The organism is Streptomyces spiramenti, assembly GCF_012034385.1.
Taxonomy (GTDB): Bacteria; Actinomycetota; Actinomycetes; order Streptomycetales; family Streptomycetaceae; genus Streptomyces; species Streptomyces spiramenti.
The window spans coordinates 1-18,019 of record NZ_JAAVJB010000101.1; the positions used below are offsets into that span (position 1 = coordinate 1).

Here is an 18,019-nt window from a genome sequence, read left to right on the forward strand (position 1 = left end):
GGCGCGGGCGACGCCTCGGCGGCGGGCGCGCCGGAACGGGCGACCCCGGGCCCGGCAGCGGCCGTTCCGGGCACGTCACCGGAGTCGGCCGTTGCGCGGGGAGCCGCACCGGCCGCGCGCTCCGCGGCGGCGGTGGTCCCGCCCGGCGTCGTCCTCGCGGGCCGGGGCGTCTCCGCGCCGAGCACCAGCGTCCCGGCTCCCGCCGCCGCGCGGCGGCTCCGGTCCAGCACGTCCCGCAGCATCGCGCGGGTCACCGGCTCGTCGAACCGCTCGGCCGGGTCCTTGTCGAGGAGGCCGGTGATGACCTCGCCGAGCGGACCGGCGGCCTCAGGGACGTTGACCGGGTCGTTCATGACGGCGGTCAGGGTCGATATCGCCCCGCCCCGGTCGTAGGGGGGCCGGCCGACCAGCGCGCAGTAGAGCAGCGCGCCCAGCGACCAGTAGTCGGCGGGCGGCCCGAAGTCCTCGCCGCAGGCCCGCTCGGGGGATATGTAGGAGGGTGCGCCCACCAGCATCCCGGTGGAGGTGATCGAGGGGTCGCCCTCGACCTTGGCGATACCGAAGTCGGTGAGCACGACCCGGCCGTCCACGTCCGAGACGAGGACGTTGGACGGCTTCACGTCACGGTGGACGATCCCCGCGCGGTGGGCGGCGGCGAGCACGTCCACCACGGCGAGCCCCACCTCCGCGGCGCGGCGCGGAGTCAGCGGCCCGTCCTCCCGGATCACGTCGGCCAGGGACCGGCCCTCGATCAGCTCCATGACGATCCAGGGGCGGTCGCCCTCGTCCACCACGTCGAAGACGGTGACGACGCCCCGCCCCCGGATGGTGGCGATGGCGCGGGCCTCCCGCAGGGTGCGGGTGATCAGGCGGCGCCGTTCGGCGTCGTCGATCACGGAGGACAGCCGCAGCTCCTTCACCGCGACCTGACGGCCCAACACCTCGTCGGTGGCGCGCCAGACGGTGCCCATGCCGCCGCGCCCCAGCAGCGCGCCGAGGCGGTAGCGGCCCGCGAGCAGCTCCACGGGCGGGACCGGGACGAACTCCGCCCGGTCCTCGTAGTAGTCGCCACCCGTGGTGTCGTCGGGGAGCTCCTCCCCGTACTCGACGCGGAGTTCGCTCGACCGCTCGGTGCCGCCCCCCGCCCCGGGGCCGGCCTCGGCGTGCGGTCCCGGGCCGGGTTCCGCGGACGGCGGGGGCTCGGGGGCGGCATCGCCGTCGGGTGCGGGCCGGGGGTCGGGCTCGGCCTCGGGGGCCGCCCCCGGGTCGGGCGGCGTCCCGCCCTCCGGCCGGTCCGTGGCCGGGGCGTCGGCCGCCTCGGCCACGCCGGGACCCACACCGGCGGTACGAGGGGACGGGACGTCACGGCGCCCCGACCCGAGGGTGACGGTCGGGGGCGACGGCTCCTCGACCTTGCCGAGCGAGACCGTGCGCGGCGACTCGGCCGCAGGACCGGAGGCGTTCCGCGGCCCGTCGCCGGACCGGTCGGCCGGACGCTCGTCGGCGCCGCTCGCCGAGGCTTCGTGCGAGGCGTCGTCACGGACTTCGTCCCGGTCCGATCGCCCCGTCGCCCCGGACGGCGGGGACGAGTCCTCGGCGCCGGTCGCCCGTTGGTCCGTCGGTTCGGCAACCGCGGCAGCTTCTTCCGGGTTCCCGGTTTCGCCGCGCTCCCCGCTGTGGTGGCCCATGTGTCGTGTCCCCTCCGGCATTGCGCACATTGTCACCCATCGGTGCGACACCGTGGAGCGCGCGTCCGGGATCGGGGCCGGAGACGCGGACGGTGCCCCGCCGTCGTGGCGGGGCACCGTCCGGTGTGATGCGGGTGGTCGGACAGGTCAGAGCGGCACGGTGTCCGGTGCGCCCAGCCGCGCGGCGTCCGCGGTCTGGTCGTCGGGCTGGAGCTGCGACTCCCGCTCCGCCTCCACGCGCTTCTCGTAGTGCTCGACCTCGCGGTCGATCTGCTTCTGGTCCCAGCCCAGGACCCCGGCCATCAGCTCGGCGCACTCCCGGGCGCTGCGCGTGCCCCGGTCGAAGGTCTCGATGGAGATCCGGGTGCGGCGGGTGAGCACGTCCTCCAGGTGCCGGGCGCCCTCGTGGGAGCAGGCGTAGACGACCTCCGCACGGAGGTAGTCGTCCGCGCCGCCGAGGGGTTCGCCGAGGTCGGGCCGGCTCTCGATGAGTTCCAGTACCTCCTCGGTGAGGGAACCGTGCCGGTTGAGCAGGTGCTCGACCCGGGCCACGTGCAGCCCGGCGCGGGCGGCGATCCGGGCGCGCGCGTTCCACAGCGCGTGGTAGCCCTCGGCCCCGGCGAGCGGCACCTCCTCGGTGCAGCAGTCCGCGACCCGGACGTCCAGCCCGTGGACGGCGGCGTCCACCGCGTCCTTCGCCATGACCCGGTAGGTCGTGTACTTCCCGCCGGCGATGACGACGAGCCCGGGGACCGGGTGGGCCACGGTGTGCTCGCGCGACAGCTTGCTCGTCGCCTCGGACTCCCCCGCGAGCAGCGGCCGGAGGCCGGCGTAGACGCCCTCGACGTCGTCCCGGGTGAGGGGTACCGCCAGCACGGAGTTGACGTGCTCCAGCAGGTAGTCGATGTCGGCGCTGGAGGCCGCGGGATGCGCCTTGTCGAGGTCCCAGGAGGTGTCGGTGGTGCCGACGATCCAGTGACGGCCCCACGGGATGACGAAGAGCACGCTCTTCTCCGTGCGCAGGATCAACCCGGTGGAGGAGTGGATGCGGTCCTTCGGCACCACCAGGTGGATGCCCTTGGAGGCGCGGACGTGGAACTGGCCGCGCTCCGCGATCATGCCCTGGGTGTCGTCGGTCCAGACCCCGGTGGCGTTGACGACCTGCTTGGCGCGGATCTCCAGGGTGCGGAACCCTCCGTTGCCGTCGTCGGACTCCAGGTCGTCGACGGTGACACCGACGACGCGCTCGCCCTCGCGCAGCACGCCGGTCACCCGCGCGCGGTTGGCGCACTGGGCGCCGTAGCCGGCGGCGGTGCGGACCAGCGCGGAGACGAACCGGGCGTCGTCCATCTGGGCGTCGTAGTACTGGAGGGCGCCGACGAGGGCGTCCTTCCGCAGTGCGGGGGCGACCCGCAGCGCCTTGCTCCGGCTGAGGTGGCGGTGGACGGGCAGCCCGCGGCCGTGCCCGGAGGAGACCGACATCGCGTCGTAGAGCGCGACGCCGGAGCCCGCGTAGAGCCGCTCCCATCCCCGGTGCTGCAACGGGTAGAGGAAGGGGACGGGCTTCACCAGGTGGGGGGCGAGCCGCCCCAGCAGGAGCCCGCGTTCCTTGAGCGCTTCCCGGACCAGGGCGAAGTCCAGCATCTCCAGATAGCGCAGACCACCGTGGATGAGTTTGCTGGAGCGACTGGATGTCCCGGCGGCCCAGTCCCGCGCTTCCAGCAGCCCGGTGCTGAGACCCCGGGTCGCGGCGTCCAGCGCGGTGCCGGCGCCGACCACGCCACCTCCGACCACCAGCACATCGAGCTCGCGGTCCGCCATCCGCCGTAGCGCCTCGGTCCGCTCGGCCGGTCCCAGTACGGCTGTCTTCACTGGCCTGCCCTCTCGTTCGTCCGATGTCTCTCTTCCCTCTCCTTCCCATCGTCACCGATTTCTGTCCACCTGTCGCCGCACACCCGTCCGAACAGCGGGGGGACAGGTGGCGAAGCCCCCGGCAGCAGGGGTGAGCGGACGGCGACCGGCCCGGGCGTGCCGTGGGGCCGACGGAACGGGAGCGACAACGGGAGGCAGCCGTGTCGTCACGCTGCGCAAGAGTTCGCTGCTGTATCCGGCCGGACGCGCGACGGCGCCGGGCGGGTGCTGTCACCGCCGGGCGCCGGGCGCTGTGCGCAACGGCGCGCGTGCGTCGGGTCGCCCCCCGTGGACGATCCGACGCCCGGCGCGTCCTGGTCCGAGGACAGCCGGTGCGCTCCGCCGCGTCGTTTGTGAGCCGCTCCCCCCGGATGCCCGGCACCACCCGCGGAGGGAGGCGCCGGGTGTTCGCTCCGACCCCCCGGCGCGAACACGGCTCTGGCAACCGCGAGAATTCTCGGCTACCGCCGGAGACGGTACCGCCGGGAGGCGCGCGGCGGTGACGCTCGATCGACCCACAACCTCCGCGCCGCCCACACATGACGGGCCCGTACACACATGGCGGCCCGCCCCGTCGCCCGGACGCGGAGGGCGTCGGGCGGCGGGGGGGGCGGGAGTGGGGGGCGGGGGCTACTTCAGGGTGATGGTCTCCCGCCACACGACGTCGATCTCGGTGCCGTCCGTGCTCTTGGGCTTGTCGGTGTCGTATCCGTTGATCGGGTCGCGGAAGGCGGACTCCGAGTTGAGCCGGTCCCTCACCCGGAAGACCACCGTCGCGGTGCCGGCGTCGTGGTCGATGCTCTCGACGTGGACGAACACGCTGTACGACCCGATGGTCTCGGCGTTGTTGCCGACACCCCAGGCGTATCCCACGCCGTCCTGGATGATTCGCCCAGCACGTTGCCACCCGGTCAGGTCCTCGGACCGGTAGTCGTACTTACCGGCATCGAGCATTCCGGTGCCTGCCCCTTGCAGGTCGGTGGCAAGACGCTCGCGCACCTTCTCCATGTGCTTCGTCCTCCGCATCTCCTCGGTGAACTGGTCCCCCTCGGTGAATGTCCATTTATCGGGTCCCAGGCCAGCCGCCCACAGGTAGGTGACCCACCAGCCGCCAATGCCCCACGGGTTGCAGTCGTCGCGCCCGCTCGGCTTGGGGCAACTGGTGGCGAGCTTGTCGAACTGACACATGGCGTTGCAGTCGGTGTCCGTGTCCCAGGGGGCGGGGACGAAGTCACGGCCGCCGCTGGAGACGCGGAAGACCGAGGCGCCGCCGCCGCGCATGCCTCCGCTGCCGCGGGCGATCCAGCCGACGCCGCCGGACTTGCCCTTGCCGACCGAGCCGGGGCTCCTGCCGACGGTGCCCTTGCCGCCGCCTGACGAGCGTTTGGGGCCGCGCGTGGCGATGCCCTTCGCCTTCCCCTTCGCCTTGCCGACGGCCTTCCCGATCGCTTTGCCGATCGCCTTTCCGATCTTCTTCAGCGCGTTGCCGATGGCCTTGCCGAAGAGGCCGGTGGGGTCGGTGAAGGCGAGCGGGTTGTTGTAGGCGTAGGAGTAGCCGTGCATCTGCTGGGGGTTGGAGATGTCGAGGACGGGGTCGGCGCTGAGGAACCGGCCGAGTTCCGCGTCGTACTCGCGGGCCCCGACGCCCAGGAGGCCGGTGTCCTCGGTGTCGTCGGTGGCACCGACGAACGCCTTGGTGCCGGGCCAGTCCTCCGGTGCCTCGCCCCGGATACCGCCGAAGGGCAGGGTGCGGCGCCGCACCACGGTGTGGTCCTCGGCGCCGATCGCGAGGTGGCCGGTGGCGTGGTGGTCGGCGAGGGTGAAGGAGACGGTGCCGTCGTCGGCGACGAGGGCCTGGTGGCCGCCGCCGAGGTCGAGGTAGCGCGTGGCGGTGGCGGCGCCGGAGCCGGTCTCGACCGTCACCTGGGTGTGGCCGAGGTAGAGCGTGGCGGTGTCCTCGGTCCGGCCGATGAGCCTGGTGTTGGCGGTGTCGTAGACGTAGCGGGTGGTGCCGGAGCCGTCGCCGTTGTCGACCTCGGAGACGCGGCCCTCGGCGTTCCAGGTGAGGGTCTGCTCGGTGGTGCCGTCCGCGGCCGGCCGGTCGCGGGTCACGGTGTTTCCGGCGGCGTCGTAGCCGTACTCGCGGCGCAGGGTGGTGCCGTCCGGGCCGGTGTCCTCGACGGCGGCGACGGCGTACGGCTGGTCGGCGTCGTAGTGGTAGGCGCGGTCGAGGCCGGCCTCGTGGTCGGTCTCCGTGGTGCGGTTGCCGAGCGGGTCGTAGGCGTAGCTGTGGTGGTAGGGGGCGGGGCCGGCCACGGTGGCGGCGTCGCCGTCGGCGGCGCAGTCGGTGCGGGCCTCGGTCCACGCCTCGGTCAGGCGGCGGAGGTGGTCGTAGGTGAAGCACTGGGTGTCGGTGGTCCCGCCGCCGACGTCGGAGACGGAGAGCACGTTGCCGACCTGGTCGTAGCGGTAGGTCTCGTGCCGGTCCACGCCCGGCTGGTCGGCGCGCTCCACGCGGGTGGTGGTGAGGAACTGGGTGCCCCACTCGTAGGTGTTGGTGGCCCAGATCTTCTTGCCGCCGGCAGCGGAGAGTTCGAACTGCTGGGGCTTCCCGGTGAGGCTGTAGCGGGTGTCGACGGCGATGCCGCGCGGGCCGCGGGCGGTGACCGGTCGCAGGGTGCCGTCCTCGTAGCCGAAGGTGAGGTTCTGTCCGGGCAGGGACCCGGCGGCCGGCAGGCCGACGGAGCGCAGGACGCCGGAGGGCTCGTACTCGCTGCTGGAGACGTAGGAGCCGGCCAGTTCCCCTTCGGAGTCCGGGATGGTGACGCGGGTGCGGACCGGCCGGTAGAGGCTGTCGAAGGCGATGTTCTCGCTGACGTAGGCGTTGCCCTCGTGCCAGCGGGTGGCGCGGGTCTGCTGGCCGACGGCGCCGCTGACGGTGTCGTACTCCCACTCGGCGAGGAGTGTGCCGTCCGCGTCACCTTCGCGCAGGGCGGTGGCGCGGCCGATGCCGTCGTACTCGCGGACGAGTGTGGTGCCGCGGCCGTCGGTGGACGAGCGGAGCAGGCCGCGCTGGTCGTAGGTGGAGCGGCGGGTGCCGGAGACCGGGTCGTGGACGGCGGTCTCGTTGCCGATCAGGTCGTACTCGTACCGCCAGACGTTGTCCTCGGCGTCGGTGACCGAGGCGAGGCGGCCGTGGGCGTCGTAGTCGTAGTGGGTGGCGTCGTAGGCGGAGTCGGGCGAGCGGCCGTGGTGGTGGCGCCGCTCGGCGACCTCGCCCAGGGCGTTGATGATCGTGGTCGTGGTGGTGCCGCCCTCGGGCGGGACCACCACGGAGCGGTCCCCGAGGTGTTCGGCCCGGATCACCGACAGTTCCCTGCCGCCGTCGCCGTCGCCCGCCATGACACGGGTGACGGTCTCGCGGCCGAGCCCGTCGTGGGTGTGGCGGGTCTGGGACTCGACGAGGGACTCGTCGGCGACCTGGAAGAGGGTGGCGGAGGGCGGGCCGTCGGCGTAGTAGTCGGCGAACGTCTTGGCGGTGAGACCGCGCTCGTCGTAGAAGGTGTCGGCGATCAGCCGGCCGCCGCCCGGACCGGGTGTCTGGCTCTGCCGCTCGCGCAGCAGTCCGTCGTAGAGCACCCAGGAGGTGTCCTGGACACCGCGGTTTCCGATGGTGCGGGTGCCCACCGCGGCCGGCTGGCCCTCGGCGAGTCGGTAGACGTACTCGGTGCTGGGGAGCTGCCGGAGCGTGCGGTCGGGGAACCAGACCTTGGTGAGGCGGCCGAAGGCGTCGTGCTCGGCGTGGGTGGTGCGGTTGTTGGTGTCGGTGGTGCGCACGGCCACCGGGCGGCGCGGGTCGAGGGTGGTGGTGATGCGCTGGGCGGTCGTGGCGTCGCCCGCGACGGCCGGCGGGGTGGTCTCGGTGACGGTGACGGGGATGCCGGTGGCCGGGCTGTAGACGGTGGTGGTGCTGAGTCCGTCGTCGCGGGCGGTGCGCACGGGGGCGTCGGTCCCGGTGAAGCGGAGCTCGCCGGTGATGTCGGTGAGCTTGAGCACCCGGCCGTAGCGGTCGTATTCGGTGGCGGACTCGATGTAGGTGCCGGTGGTGCCGTCGTGCTCGTGGAGGACGGCGGTGGCGGTCACCTCGCCGTGGGTGGGGGCCGCGCCGAACGCCTTGCCGTCGTAGGCGTAGCGGACGTCCGTGGTGACGTCGCGGGCGCGGTCGGGGGTGAGGGAGCAACGGCCGGCGACGGTCTCCTCGCGGGAGACGGCGGTGAGGATGCCACCGGGGGCGTCGGTGGCGTAGCTGGTGCGGGTGCACTGGTCGTCGTCGGTGGTGGCGGAGTCACCGCGGATGTCCTCGGTGGTGACGCGTCCGGCGACCGTGTCGTAGGTGAAGAACTGGTCGGTGGTCCGCCAGCGCTCACCTGCGCCGGCGTCGAGCGAGGTCCAGGCGTGGCGGGAGGCGATGTCGACGAAGTCGGAGGTGAGGGTGCCCCAGTCGCGGACGCTGCGGGCGGTGCGGTGGTTCCAGGGGCGGGTGACGGTCCGCTCCAGGACCTTGCCGCCGGGGGCGTCGAAGGTGACGGTCCGGTAGGCGAAGCCGGCGAGCGCCCGGTGGTCGGTGAGCGCCGCCCCCTCGCCGGCGCCGAGGGCGACGGTGACGGTGCGCGTGCCACCCGAGGGGTTGAGCCGGTCGCCGTGCATACCGCGGAGGAAGTAGTGGTCCTCCTGGGAGGAGGTCGAGGTCTGACCGCCGGTGGTCACGCGCACGTGTCCGTAGCCGCGCCAGACGGACCAGGTCTTCTCGTCCTCGGGCACGAGGCCGTTGTCGTCGTCGTAGTGCCAGGCGCCGCCGCCGAGGTACTGGTAGCGCGTCACCTGGTCCGGCGCGCCGCCGGTGCGGTCGGTGGCCGTGACGGACTCGACGACGTACTTGTTGAACCAGTGCAGTTCGGCGTCGTGGTCGGGGCCGCCGCCCAGGTACTGCGGGAAGCAGCGGGTGGTGTTGGTGTGGGGCGTCGGGGTGGAGCCGGTGGTGCAGGCGGGTGCCGAGTAGCCGACGTCGATCTGGCCGCCGGCCTCGTCGGCGACGGAGGAGACCCGGGCCTTGATGAACGGGGCGTAGCCGTCACCGGTGCGGTCGAGCCGGTTGGGGAGCTGCTCGTAGGCGAAGGTCGTGGCGGGCAGCGTCACCGGCGCCGCAGCGGTGTGGCCGGTGTGCTGCACGCCGGTCAGCAGCAGCTGGTAGTTGACGTCGGCGGTGCCCCAGCGGTGGCGCAGCTGCCAGGAGTCGACGTCGCGGTGGCCGTCGGGGGTGAGGATCTGGGTGGTGACCTTCGCCAGGCGCTCAGTGGTCCAGAAGGTGGGGCTGTAACGGCCGGTGTCGCACTCCTCGTCCTTGTCGCAGTTGAGGTCCCACGGGGTGTCGTACCAGTGGCGGGAGTCCTTGCGGATGTCGGAGCAGTCGGCGCCGCCGCCGGCCAGGCAGCGGTCCGCGCCGGTGAAGAGGACCTTGGCGAGGGGGCGCTGGGTGTAGACGCTGTCGCGGTGGAGGCCGTACTCGATGCGGTCGATGCTGCCGCCGCGGGTGTAGCGGGTGTTGTTGTCGGTGTCGAGGAAGCGGCTGTAGGAGTTCTCCTCCTTGGTGTAGTAGTAGGCCGCCGCGTTGCCGCGGGAGTCGACGACGTAGTCGAGGTTCCAGCGCCAGCCCTGCTGGCACCAGGCGTCCTTCGCGGTCGCGCTGTGGCAGGGCTCGCCGCGGTCGTTGCCGTAGACCGGGACGGTCCAGGTGGAGTCGGTGGTGTCGCGGCCGGTGCTCCAGCCGGGGAGCCGGTGGTAGCCGAAGTAGTAGCGGGTTCCCTCGGGGTCGGTGAGGCGCCAGTACTCGCCGTCGTTGTCGCCGTTGCCGCGTGCGGTGGAGCGGAGCCGGTCGACGACGGTGCCGTCGTCGCTCTGGAGCTTCCAGCGGTCGGTGCCGTCGGGGACGAGCTCGCCGCCGATGCCGTTGAAGGAGATGTGGGCGTTGTCGTGGTCCCAGCAGAGGTCGTGGACGGCGTGTCCGTCGGAGTTCTCGAACTCCTCGACCGCGCAGGACTCGTACTTGCGCTCGATGTAGCCGGGCCAGAGGTGGAAGCCGTCACCTGCCCACGAGCCCTGGTTGTTGCTGCCGCCGGTGCGGCCGTCGATGGAGCCGGAGCTGTAGCCCAGCCCCAGCGAGGGCGTCAGGCCGCCGGGGACCTCGGGAGCGGGGAAGGGGTGCGACCAGGTGAAGTCACCGGTGTTGAGGTCGGTCTCCCAGGCGGACGACGGCGCGAGGTCCGTGGCGGTCCAGTCCCCCTCCTCGCTCTCGGCCTCGGAGGAGGCGAGGAGGACGACGGGCTCACCGGCGGGCAGGTCGAGCCCGGTCACGGTGAGGGTGCGGGCCGCGGTGTCGTTGCGCGCGTCCAGCGGTTCGGGGGTGGCGCATTCCGCCTGCTCCGGGGTGTCGGCGGCGCAGCCGGGCAGCCGGGAGAGCGTGAGGCGGGCGGCGTACCCGCCGCCGTGGGCGCGGGCGAAGGAGCTGTAGTCGACGGTGACGTCGGCGCGGAGCGTGTCGCCGGCCGCACCGGCGTCGGCGCGGAAGAGTTCGGCGCCGGTGGCCGGGGCCCCGGGGGCGGCGGGGTCGGTCGGGCGGGCGTCGATGACGACCAGCGCGCCGTCGCCGGCGGGGCCGTCCGTGCGCTCCGCCAGGTCGCGCACCTCGACGGTGGCGGTGGCGGGGGCGGTGACCGAACCCAGCGTGACGGGGAGGTCCCCGGCGCGCGTCGGCAGCGGTCCGCTCCCCGGACCGGCGAGGGTGACGTCCGCGCTCCCGGTGGGCGGCGTCTGCTCGCCCTCGGGCGCGGGGACGGGCGCCGGCGGTGTCTCCCCCTGGTGGCGCGGCAGCACGGGCAGTTCACCGGCGCTGTCGACCGGTTCCTCCGCCTGCGGCAGCGCCGGGCGGTTCTGGTCGCCGACGGCGGTCGGCGCCGAGACGGCCTGCACCAGTCCGGCGAGCAGAACCGTGGCCACGGCCCCTGCGGTGGCGCGGCGGGTCGCGGTGAGCCGCCGCGGCCACCGCGGATTGGCTGTCATCTGATGTGCCCCTCTTCCTCGGAAGTGGCGTGACGGGCCGCGCTCGGCCTCGTCAGGTGGTGCGGCGCCGCGTTCGGGCGCGCGGGACCCGGTGCCCGGCCGGGAACGGCCGGGCACCGGTGGTCCGCCGTCGGTCAGTCGACGCCGGGGACCTGGGTCGGCAGGCCGGCGGTGCCGGCGGCCAGTGAGCGGACCTGGTGCTCGGTCAGGACGCCCTGGAAAGCCCAGAGGTCGTCCACCGATCCCGGCCAGTGCTCCCCCGGCCCGCTGTCGGTACGGGCCGACCGGCCGACCTCCAGCGCGCCGGTCGCCTCGAAGGCCAGGGCGTTCTCCGCCCAGGAGCCACCGGGTACGCAGCCGGTGCTGTCGGCGGTGGCCGGTGCGTCGTCCGTGGGCCCGTCGAGGTCGGACGGGTCGGCGCAGACGACCTCCTCCAGCCGACCGTCGACGTACAGCTGAGCGGTCTTGTCCAGCCCGTCGTAGACCACGGCCAGGTGGTGCCAGGAACGGACGTCGGCGACCGCCTGGTTGACGATCTCGGTGACTGTTCCGGCGGCGTCGTCGTCGGAGGTGAGGTGGAGGCGCCAGGTCCCCCACTCCGGGTCCTCGGGGTCGGGGACCCAGCGGACCGCGAGGGCGTCGCGGGCGCTGCCCGCCGCGCTGAGCCAGGTCACCGGGCCGGTCGGTGCCCCGGCGGCCTGCGCCCAGCCGGCGACGGTGAAGCTGCCGTCGGTGGCGACGGGCAGGCGGGTGGTGCGGGCGTGGCCGCCGACCCCGTCGAGGTCGAGCGCGCCGGAGTCGACCCAGCCGGTGCCGATGGCGGCGCCCGGCGCGAGGGTGAGCGCGTTGCCCTCCGGGGAGGCGTCGGGGGTGGCCCCGGCCGTGGCGGTCTCGAACATCCACCGTCCGGTCACCCGGGCGGGCTGCTGGTAGAGCTGGGTGACCTCGCGGGCGGTGACCACGCGGTCGTGGACGCGGACGTCGTCGATCTCGCCGGGGAAGTAGGAGCCGGCGTTCTCGGCGTACCGGCCGGCGCCGATCGAGACCCGGCCAGGGGCGTGCCAGGGAGCGGTGTGGCTCGTGGTGCTGACTGCGCGCCCGTTGACGTAGAGGGTGAGGGTCTGCCGGACGGCGTCGTGGACGCCGACCAGGTGGGCCCACTCGCCGTCGCGGGCGGAGGTGCCGGCGGGTTGCAGCGCGCGGACCGGGGTGGCGCCGACGGCGTCCGCCGAGTACTGGTTGAAGGCCCAGCGGTCGTAGACGCGGGAGTAGTACAGCTCGAAGCCGGGCCGCTCCCGGCCGTGCTGCGAGGCGATGACCGCGGCACCCGTGCCGCGGCTCTTGTCGAGCCGGGCCCACGCCGAGACGGTGAAGCTGGCGTCGGTGCGGACGACACCGGCGTCGGCCAGGGCGTGCCCGGTGGTGCCGTCGAAGGCGGCGGCACCGGCCTGGACCCCGTCGACCCCGGTCTCCACGGCGCCGTGGAGCCGAGCGGGGATGACGTCCGCCGCGCCGGAGACGGACGTCGCGGACGACGGCTCGTCGAGGTCGAACAGGGCCACGGCGGGGCGGCCGGGCGACTCGCGCAGTCGCTCCTTGGCGTGGAGACGGGCGATGTCGGGGTCGTCGCCGCGCAGGAACCCGGCGAAGAGCGCGACCTCGTCCACGGCGCCCGGCAGGTGGCCGGCGGTCTCCCCGTCCTGGTGGCCGGCGCCGATCCGCAGCGGGCCGCGGGCGTCCCAGGCGGTCGGAGCCGTGTGCGTCCCCGCGGCGCGACCGTCGACGTACAACCGCAGCGCGGTGCCGTCCCAGGAGCCGAGAAGGTGCGTCCACTCGCCTGCGGCGGCGGGGCGGGTGTCGGTGACGCGGTCGGCGGTGACGTGCCCGGGGGCGTCCTGCCGGTACCGGCCGAAGGACCAGGCGCCGTCGGCGGCACGGTAGGAGAGTTCCATGCCGGGCTTGTGGCGACCGGCCTGACTGACGACGACGGCGTCGCCGTCGGGGAGCCGGTCGAGCCTCACCCAGGCGGAGACGGTGTGGAAACCACCGGTCTCCACGACGGGGCCGGCGGTCACGGCGTGACCGTCGACGCCGTCGAGGGCCAGCGCGGTGCCGAGGGCACCGGCGGCGCCCGCGGCGGCACCGCCGACCAGGCGGGCCTGGCGTTCGGGGGCGGAGCCGGCGAAGGCGTCCGCGCCCGCCGGGTCGTCGAGGGCCCACCGGATGCGTTCACCGGGACCGGAGCCGACCCGGTACTGGTAGGTGCGGGTCTCCGAGGCGTTGCCCGCGCCGTCGAGGGCCTGGGCGGTCACGAAGTGGAGGCCGGGGCTGTCGGGCAGGACCAGGACGGTCCCGGCGGCACCGCGGGCGACGGCGACGCGGTTGGCGGGCAGCGGGTCGGTGTTCACGCCGTACCGGTAGGCGACCACGTCCGCGGCGGGACTGGCCAGGGTGAAGGTGCCGTACCGGCCGACGCCGTCGTGCCACGGGTCCTCGGGGTCGGCCGGATCGGATTCCGGGTACTGGGTCGAGCCGATGGCGGGCGCCGCGGGCACGGAGGAGTCGTAGGTGAAGTAGCAGGCCGTGGGCGTGCCGGCACTGGACCAGGGCCCGTAGTCGGCTCCGTCGTACACGCGGGTGTGCCAGTGCAGTTCGACGTCGCGCGGCAGGGTGGACGGCAGGTTCACGGAGAAGCTGCTGCCGGACTTCTTGGCCGTGGTCAGCCCGGAGTTCCACAGGACCTCGGCGCCCCGCTTGACCTGGAACTGGACGCGTACGTTGTCGCCGTCCGGGTCGGTGGCCGAGGCCGCGCGCAGCTGGCCGAGGGTGCGGACCGCGGAGCCCTTGCCCGGCCCCTTGCAGGTGCCGCCGTACTCCATGGTCAGCTGCGACATCTTCATCTGCGCCGGCGGGCGGTTGTACTGGACGCGGAGGTGCGCGTTCTTGTGGAACCGCTTCCACTGGTTGGCGTTGGTCTCGCTGCCGGCGCGCAGCCCGAAGGTGAGGGTGGCGGTGCGGTTGTCGGCGGCCTTCTGGATGGCCGCCCGGATCGGGAACTCGGCGTCGCCGGCGGGCTTGCAGGCGGACTGGCCGCCGCCGTGGTGGAACGACTGGGTGCTCAGCCGCTCGACCCAGAAGCCGGAGGCGTTCTGGGTGTTCCAGCTGGTGGAGCTGGAGATGCCCTTCGTCCGCCACAGCTGCACGGGGTGGTTCGAGCACTGGGCGGAGTGGGTGTTGCGCACGACGAACTCGGCGGACATCACCCGGGTACCGGCGAAGCGGGAGGTGTCGATCCGGTAGAACAACCGCTTGACGTCGCCGGAGGTGCAGCCCGCCCAGCCGGTGCAGTTGCCGAGTCCCTCGTCGTTCTTGCCGCTGAACTGCCAGTAGCGGGTGGTGGGGTAGGCCCGCGAGGTCATCGCCCAGGCCGAGGCGCGCGGTGAGTGCCACTGGGGGTCGATGTAGACCGGGTAGCTGGTGTCCGCGCCGCCGAGCAGCGCGGCGTCGGGGCGCAGCACCAGCTCGCCGCCGGTGGTCACCCGGGTGTCGATCTCGGCCACCCGGGAGGACTCCACCGGTCCGGCGGCCGGGCCGTCCTCGCCGCCGGTGCCGGCGGTGGCGTCGGCAGGGCCGGTGCCGGCTTCGGTCTCGGCTTCGGTGTCCGCGGTGACGGCGGCGGCGGCCGAACGGTCGCCGCCGGGGGCGTCACCCGCGGTCCCGGAGTCCCACATCAGGGGCGGCGGGGCCTCGAACACCGTCTCGGCCGCCGGGCCGGCGGCCCGCAGCCCGCCGTCGTCGGTGACCGCGACGTCGACGCCGTCCGCCGCCAACTCGAACCGCAGCTCGCGCAGGGCGGGGTTCTCGGCCGCCTCGCGGTCCTTGACGACGAGCAGCGTCACGAAGCCGTCGGCGCCGGCGGAGACCCGCAGGTCCACACCGGGCAGCACCTCCGCGTACGTGGCGTCGGGGCCGTCCACGGTGGGTTCCGGAAGCGGCGTCGGCCAGCTCATAGCGAGGTGGCGACCGTTGCGGGACAGTGTGGCGAGCGGGTCGTCCCCGCCGCCGGAGAAGCGCAGCCCGACGGTCGCGGCCACCGGCCGGAGCCCGTCGGCGGCGGCGCGGAGGTCGGTGTCGACGCGCCGCCAGTCGCCGTCCGTCCGCGACCACACGGGCGTCACGTACTCGCGCGCCTCCAGCGTGCCGTCCGGCAGCGCCACCACCTCGCGGGTCTCACCGCGCAGCTCGATCACCTCGACCGGCTCGCCGGTCTCCTCGGCAGCGGCCACCGCGGCGGCCTCGGCGGTGCTCTCCGGCACGGAAGCCGGGTACCCGGGGGTGCTCGCCACCGCGGGCGTGTCATCCTGCCGGGGACCGGCCGCCTGCGCGACCGGTGGCAGCCCACCGGCCCACACGGCCGCACAGGCCGCCAGCGCGACCAGCCTCGTCGTCGTACGTGTCCGACCCGTCGCCATCGGCGCTCCTCGTTCGGGGCGCCGGCCACCCCGGCCACGGCGCGCGAACCGCCGGACGAACGGCGTCGACGAGGGCAGGGATGCGGCGCATGGATCTGTCAGTGGAGGTCAGCATCAACGGGCTCGAACGCTAGAGCACATGTGGAGGTTCCGTGACCGTTTCGCGCCACCGCTACACAGGGGGTCACGCCATGGCCATCGACCAGGCACACATCACCATGATCCGGGCGGCGTGGTGAGGCGGCGCGTCCCGGCGCCGTCGGCGGTGCGAGGGCCGGCGGAGACGGCGTTCGTCTCGGTCGGCCGCTCCTACGTGCTGCGCGGTCGGGCCATCGTCGTCATCTGCTGCGCCGCGTTCGCCCTGGTGGGAACCGGGCCGAACCAGCTGCCGGCCACCGTCACCGCCGCGGCGGCGGCCGTGGTGTGGACCGTGCTCCACCTGCGCTGGTGGCAGCGGGGGGTCGCCCCGCGCGCCGTGGCCTGCGGGGACCTCGCCGTCTTCGCGACGCTCTGCCTCACGCAGGGGCTGACCGTGCCGGCCGCCCAGGAGGAGCACGGCCACGCCTGGGTCCTGGTCGCCGTCAGCGTCGCCGTCGTCGCCTGGCAGTTCACCCACCCGCTGCTCGTCGGTGCGGCAGCCGCACTGCTGCTCACCGGGTCCGACCTGCTGGGGGTGATGCTGGGGCGCCCGGACACCTGGACCGGAGCCCTCCCGCAGATCCTGTGGCTGCTGGTCCAGGCCGGCATGGGGTGCGCGCTGTACCAACTGGTCCTGCGCCGCTGCCGGGCCGAGGACCGCGCGCTGGCCGCCGCGGCGGAGGCACGGCGGCGCCACAAGCTGTCGCAGGAGCGGCGGCGCGCGGAGGAGGAGTACCTGGCGGTCCTGCACGACACGTGCAGCGCCACCCTGCTGATGGCCTCGGCACCGGCCGGGCCGCCGGCCGCGGTGCTGCGGGCGCAGGCGGCGCGGGACGTGGCCCGACTGGAGGCGCTGCGGGTGGGCGGCTCACCGGGCACGGACCGCGACGGGGACGGGGGCAGGGGCGGGCCGGCGCCGTCCGGTGACGGGCGGGCGCCCGCCCGCGGCGGCGCGGACGGAGTGGAGCTCGCCGCGATCCTGGCAGCGGAGCTTCCCCGCCATCGTGGCCCGATCACGACCAGCACGGCGCCCGGCATCGGCCGGGTTCCGGCCGAGGTCGGCGCCGCTCTGCGGGGGGCGATGGCCGAGGCGCTGCGCAACACCGCCCACCACGCGGCGGCCACTTCGGTCCGTGTCGCGTGCGAGCGGGACGGCGGACGGATCGTGCTGCGGGTGGACGACGACGGCCGCGGCTTCGACCCCGCCGCGGTCCCCCGGCACCGCTGGGGGCTCTCCGGGTCGGTGGTCGGCCGGATGGAGCGGGTCGGCGGCGCGGCGGAGGTCCGCTCCAGGCCGGGCGGCCCGACCACGGTGGTGCTGACCTGGCCCGCGCCGCGACCCCACGAGGCGGAGCGGACGGCGACGGGCGAAGCCGCCGGAGCTGCCGGAGCCGCCGGAGCTGCCGGAGCCGACGAGGAGCCGTCGGGCGGCGGTGACGGGGAGCGCACCACCGCCGACCGCGCCGACCGCGGCCGGACGGGACCGCGAGAGGCGGGGACCGATGTCTGAACCGATGCGCCCCGCGCCGGCGCCGGCCGCGACCACGGAACCGGCCACCGCGCCGGCCACGGCCGGCCGGGCGGGCTGCTCCCCGACCGGCACCCCACCGGACGCCGCCGCGCGGCCTGCCCCCGGTCGCTGCCAGGGCGCCACCGCCCGCTTCGGCGGCTACGGCATGCGCCTGGCGGGGCTGGTCATCCTCGTGGGCGTCCAGTTCGGCCTTGCCCTCCCCGGCCTGTTGGAGAGCCTGCCGGAGTACCGCGACCCGACCGTGCAATGGGTGGCGTTCGGGGTCCTCAGCGCGCTGCTCGGTCCCGAGCTCTGGTTCGAGCTGCGCCGCCGGCGCCGCCCCGCCGGCTGGGTCACGTCGGCACTGGTGGTCACCGTGGCGGCCACCGCCGTCTCGACCACCGGATTGGCCTCCGGCGAGCAGTTCCTCGGCCGCGGTCACTGGTCCTACATGGTCGCCGGCTGGTTCATCGTCGTCCTGCTGCTCGACCGGCCGTTGCCGCTGCTGGCGGCCGGCCTCGGGGCGGTGCTGGTCCTCACGACGGTCCAGCTGTTCGCGGTGGGCCTCCCCGACCGGGTGCTGCTCGCGGGGATGGGCACCAGCGTCGTGGTCATCTGCGCCTTCCAGCTGGCCGTGGCTGCGATCGCGAGGCGGCTGCGCGCGCAGGCCGCGACGGTGCAGCGCGCCCGACGCGAGGAGGATCGGCTGCACACCGGGCGGTTGGTGGACGAGCAGCTCCACCGGGACCACCTCCGCCGGTACCGCGAACTGTCGGCCACGGCGCTGCCGCTGCTCGGCGGCATCGCCGACGGCTCCCTGGACCCCGCAGAGCCTGCGGTGCGGCAGCGCTGCGCGATCGAGACCTCCCGGTTGCGGCGGTTGTTCGCGGAGCACGACGAGACGGCCGACCCGTTGGTGCACGAACTCCGGGCCTGTCTGGACCTGGCGGAACGCGCCGGCCTGCCGGTGCGGTTCGCGGTGCGGGGCACCCCGGTGCCGCTGGTGCCGGAGGTCCGCCGCGCCCTGACGGAACCGGTGCTGCTGGCGCTGGCCGGTGCCCGGGGCGACGCCCGGGTGACCCTGGTCCGCGATCCGGACCGGGTGCGCGTGGGGGTCGTCACCGCCGCGCCGGACCCGGCGGTCGTGGCCGCCGGGTCCGGCAGGACGCACGGCGGGACGGCCG

6 protein-coding genes are annotated in these 18,019 nt (G+C 74.4%); 2 read left to right on the forward strand and 4 right to left on the reverse strand.

Annotated features, from left to right (window positions below; genetic code table 11):
• From HCJ92_RS13670 to HCJ92_RS13685, 4 genes are all read right to left on the reverse strand, one after another.
• On the reverse strand, nt 1-1,709 hold a 1,709-nt coding region (locus HCJ92_RS13670; protein ID WP_245240855.1), incomplete at its 3' end, for a serine/threonine protein kinase.
• Between the two features lie 126 nt (nt 1,710-1,835).
• On the reverse strand, nt 1,836-3,560 hold the full coding sequence (locus HCJ92_RS13675; protein WP_167933845.1) for an FAD-dependent oxidoreductase: 1,725 nt from the start codon (nt 3,558-3,560) through the stop codon (nt 1,836-1,838).
• A gap of 669 nt (nt 3,561-4,229) precedes the next feature.
• Nucleotides 4,230-10,715 (reverse strand): RHS repeat-associated core domain-containing protein, encoded by a 6,486-nt coding sequence (locus tag HCJ92_RS13680; protein WP_167933846.1) that lies wholly within the window; start codon nt 10,713-10,715, stop codon nt 4,230-4,232.
• A gap of 134 nt (nt 10,716-10,849) precedes the next feature.
• Complete coding sequence (locus HCJ92_RS13685) at nt 10,850-15,031, reverse strand: LamG domain-containing protein (protein ID WP_338054167.1); 4,182 nt, start codon at nt 15,029-15,031, stop codon at nt 10,850-10,852.
• A 388-nt stretch (nt 15,032-15,419) separates the two neighbouring features.
• Here HCJ92_RS13685 and HCJ92_RS25615 point away from each other — a divergent pair, with 388 nt between their 5' ends.
• The gene (locus tag HCJ92_RS25615) at nt 15,420-16,835 is read left to right on the forward strand and encodes an ATP-binding protein (protein WP_167933848.1); all 1,416 of its coding nucleotides are present in this window, start codon (nt 15,420-15,422) and stop codon (nt 16,833-16,835) included.
• The coding region (locus HCJ92_RS13695; RefSeq protein ID WP_167933849.1) for a hypothetical protein at nt 16,828-18,019 on the forward strand (1,192 nt) is incomplete at its 3' end. The genes HCJ92_RS25615 and HCJ92_RS13695, both read left to right, overlap by 8 nt.

Bases quoted from the DNA above. Each gene is read 5' to 3' on its own strand.
- HCJ92_RS13680 (WP_167933846.1), bottom strand. From the start codon at position 10,715: ATGACAGCCAATCCGCGGTGGCCGCGGCGGCTCACCGCGACCCGCCGC.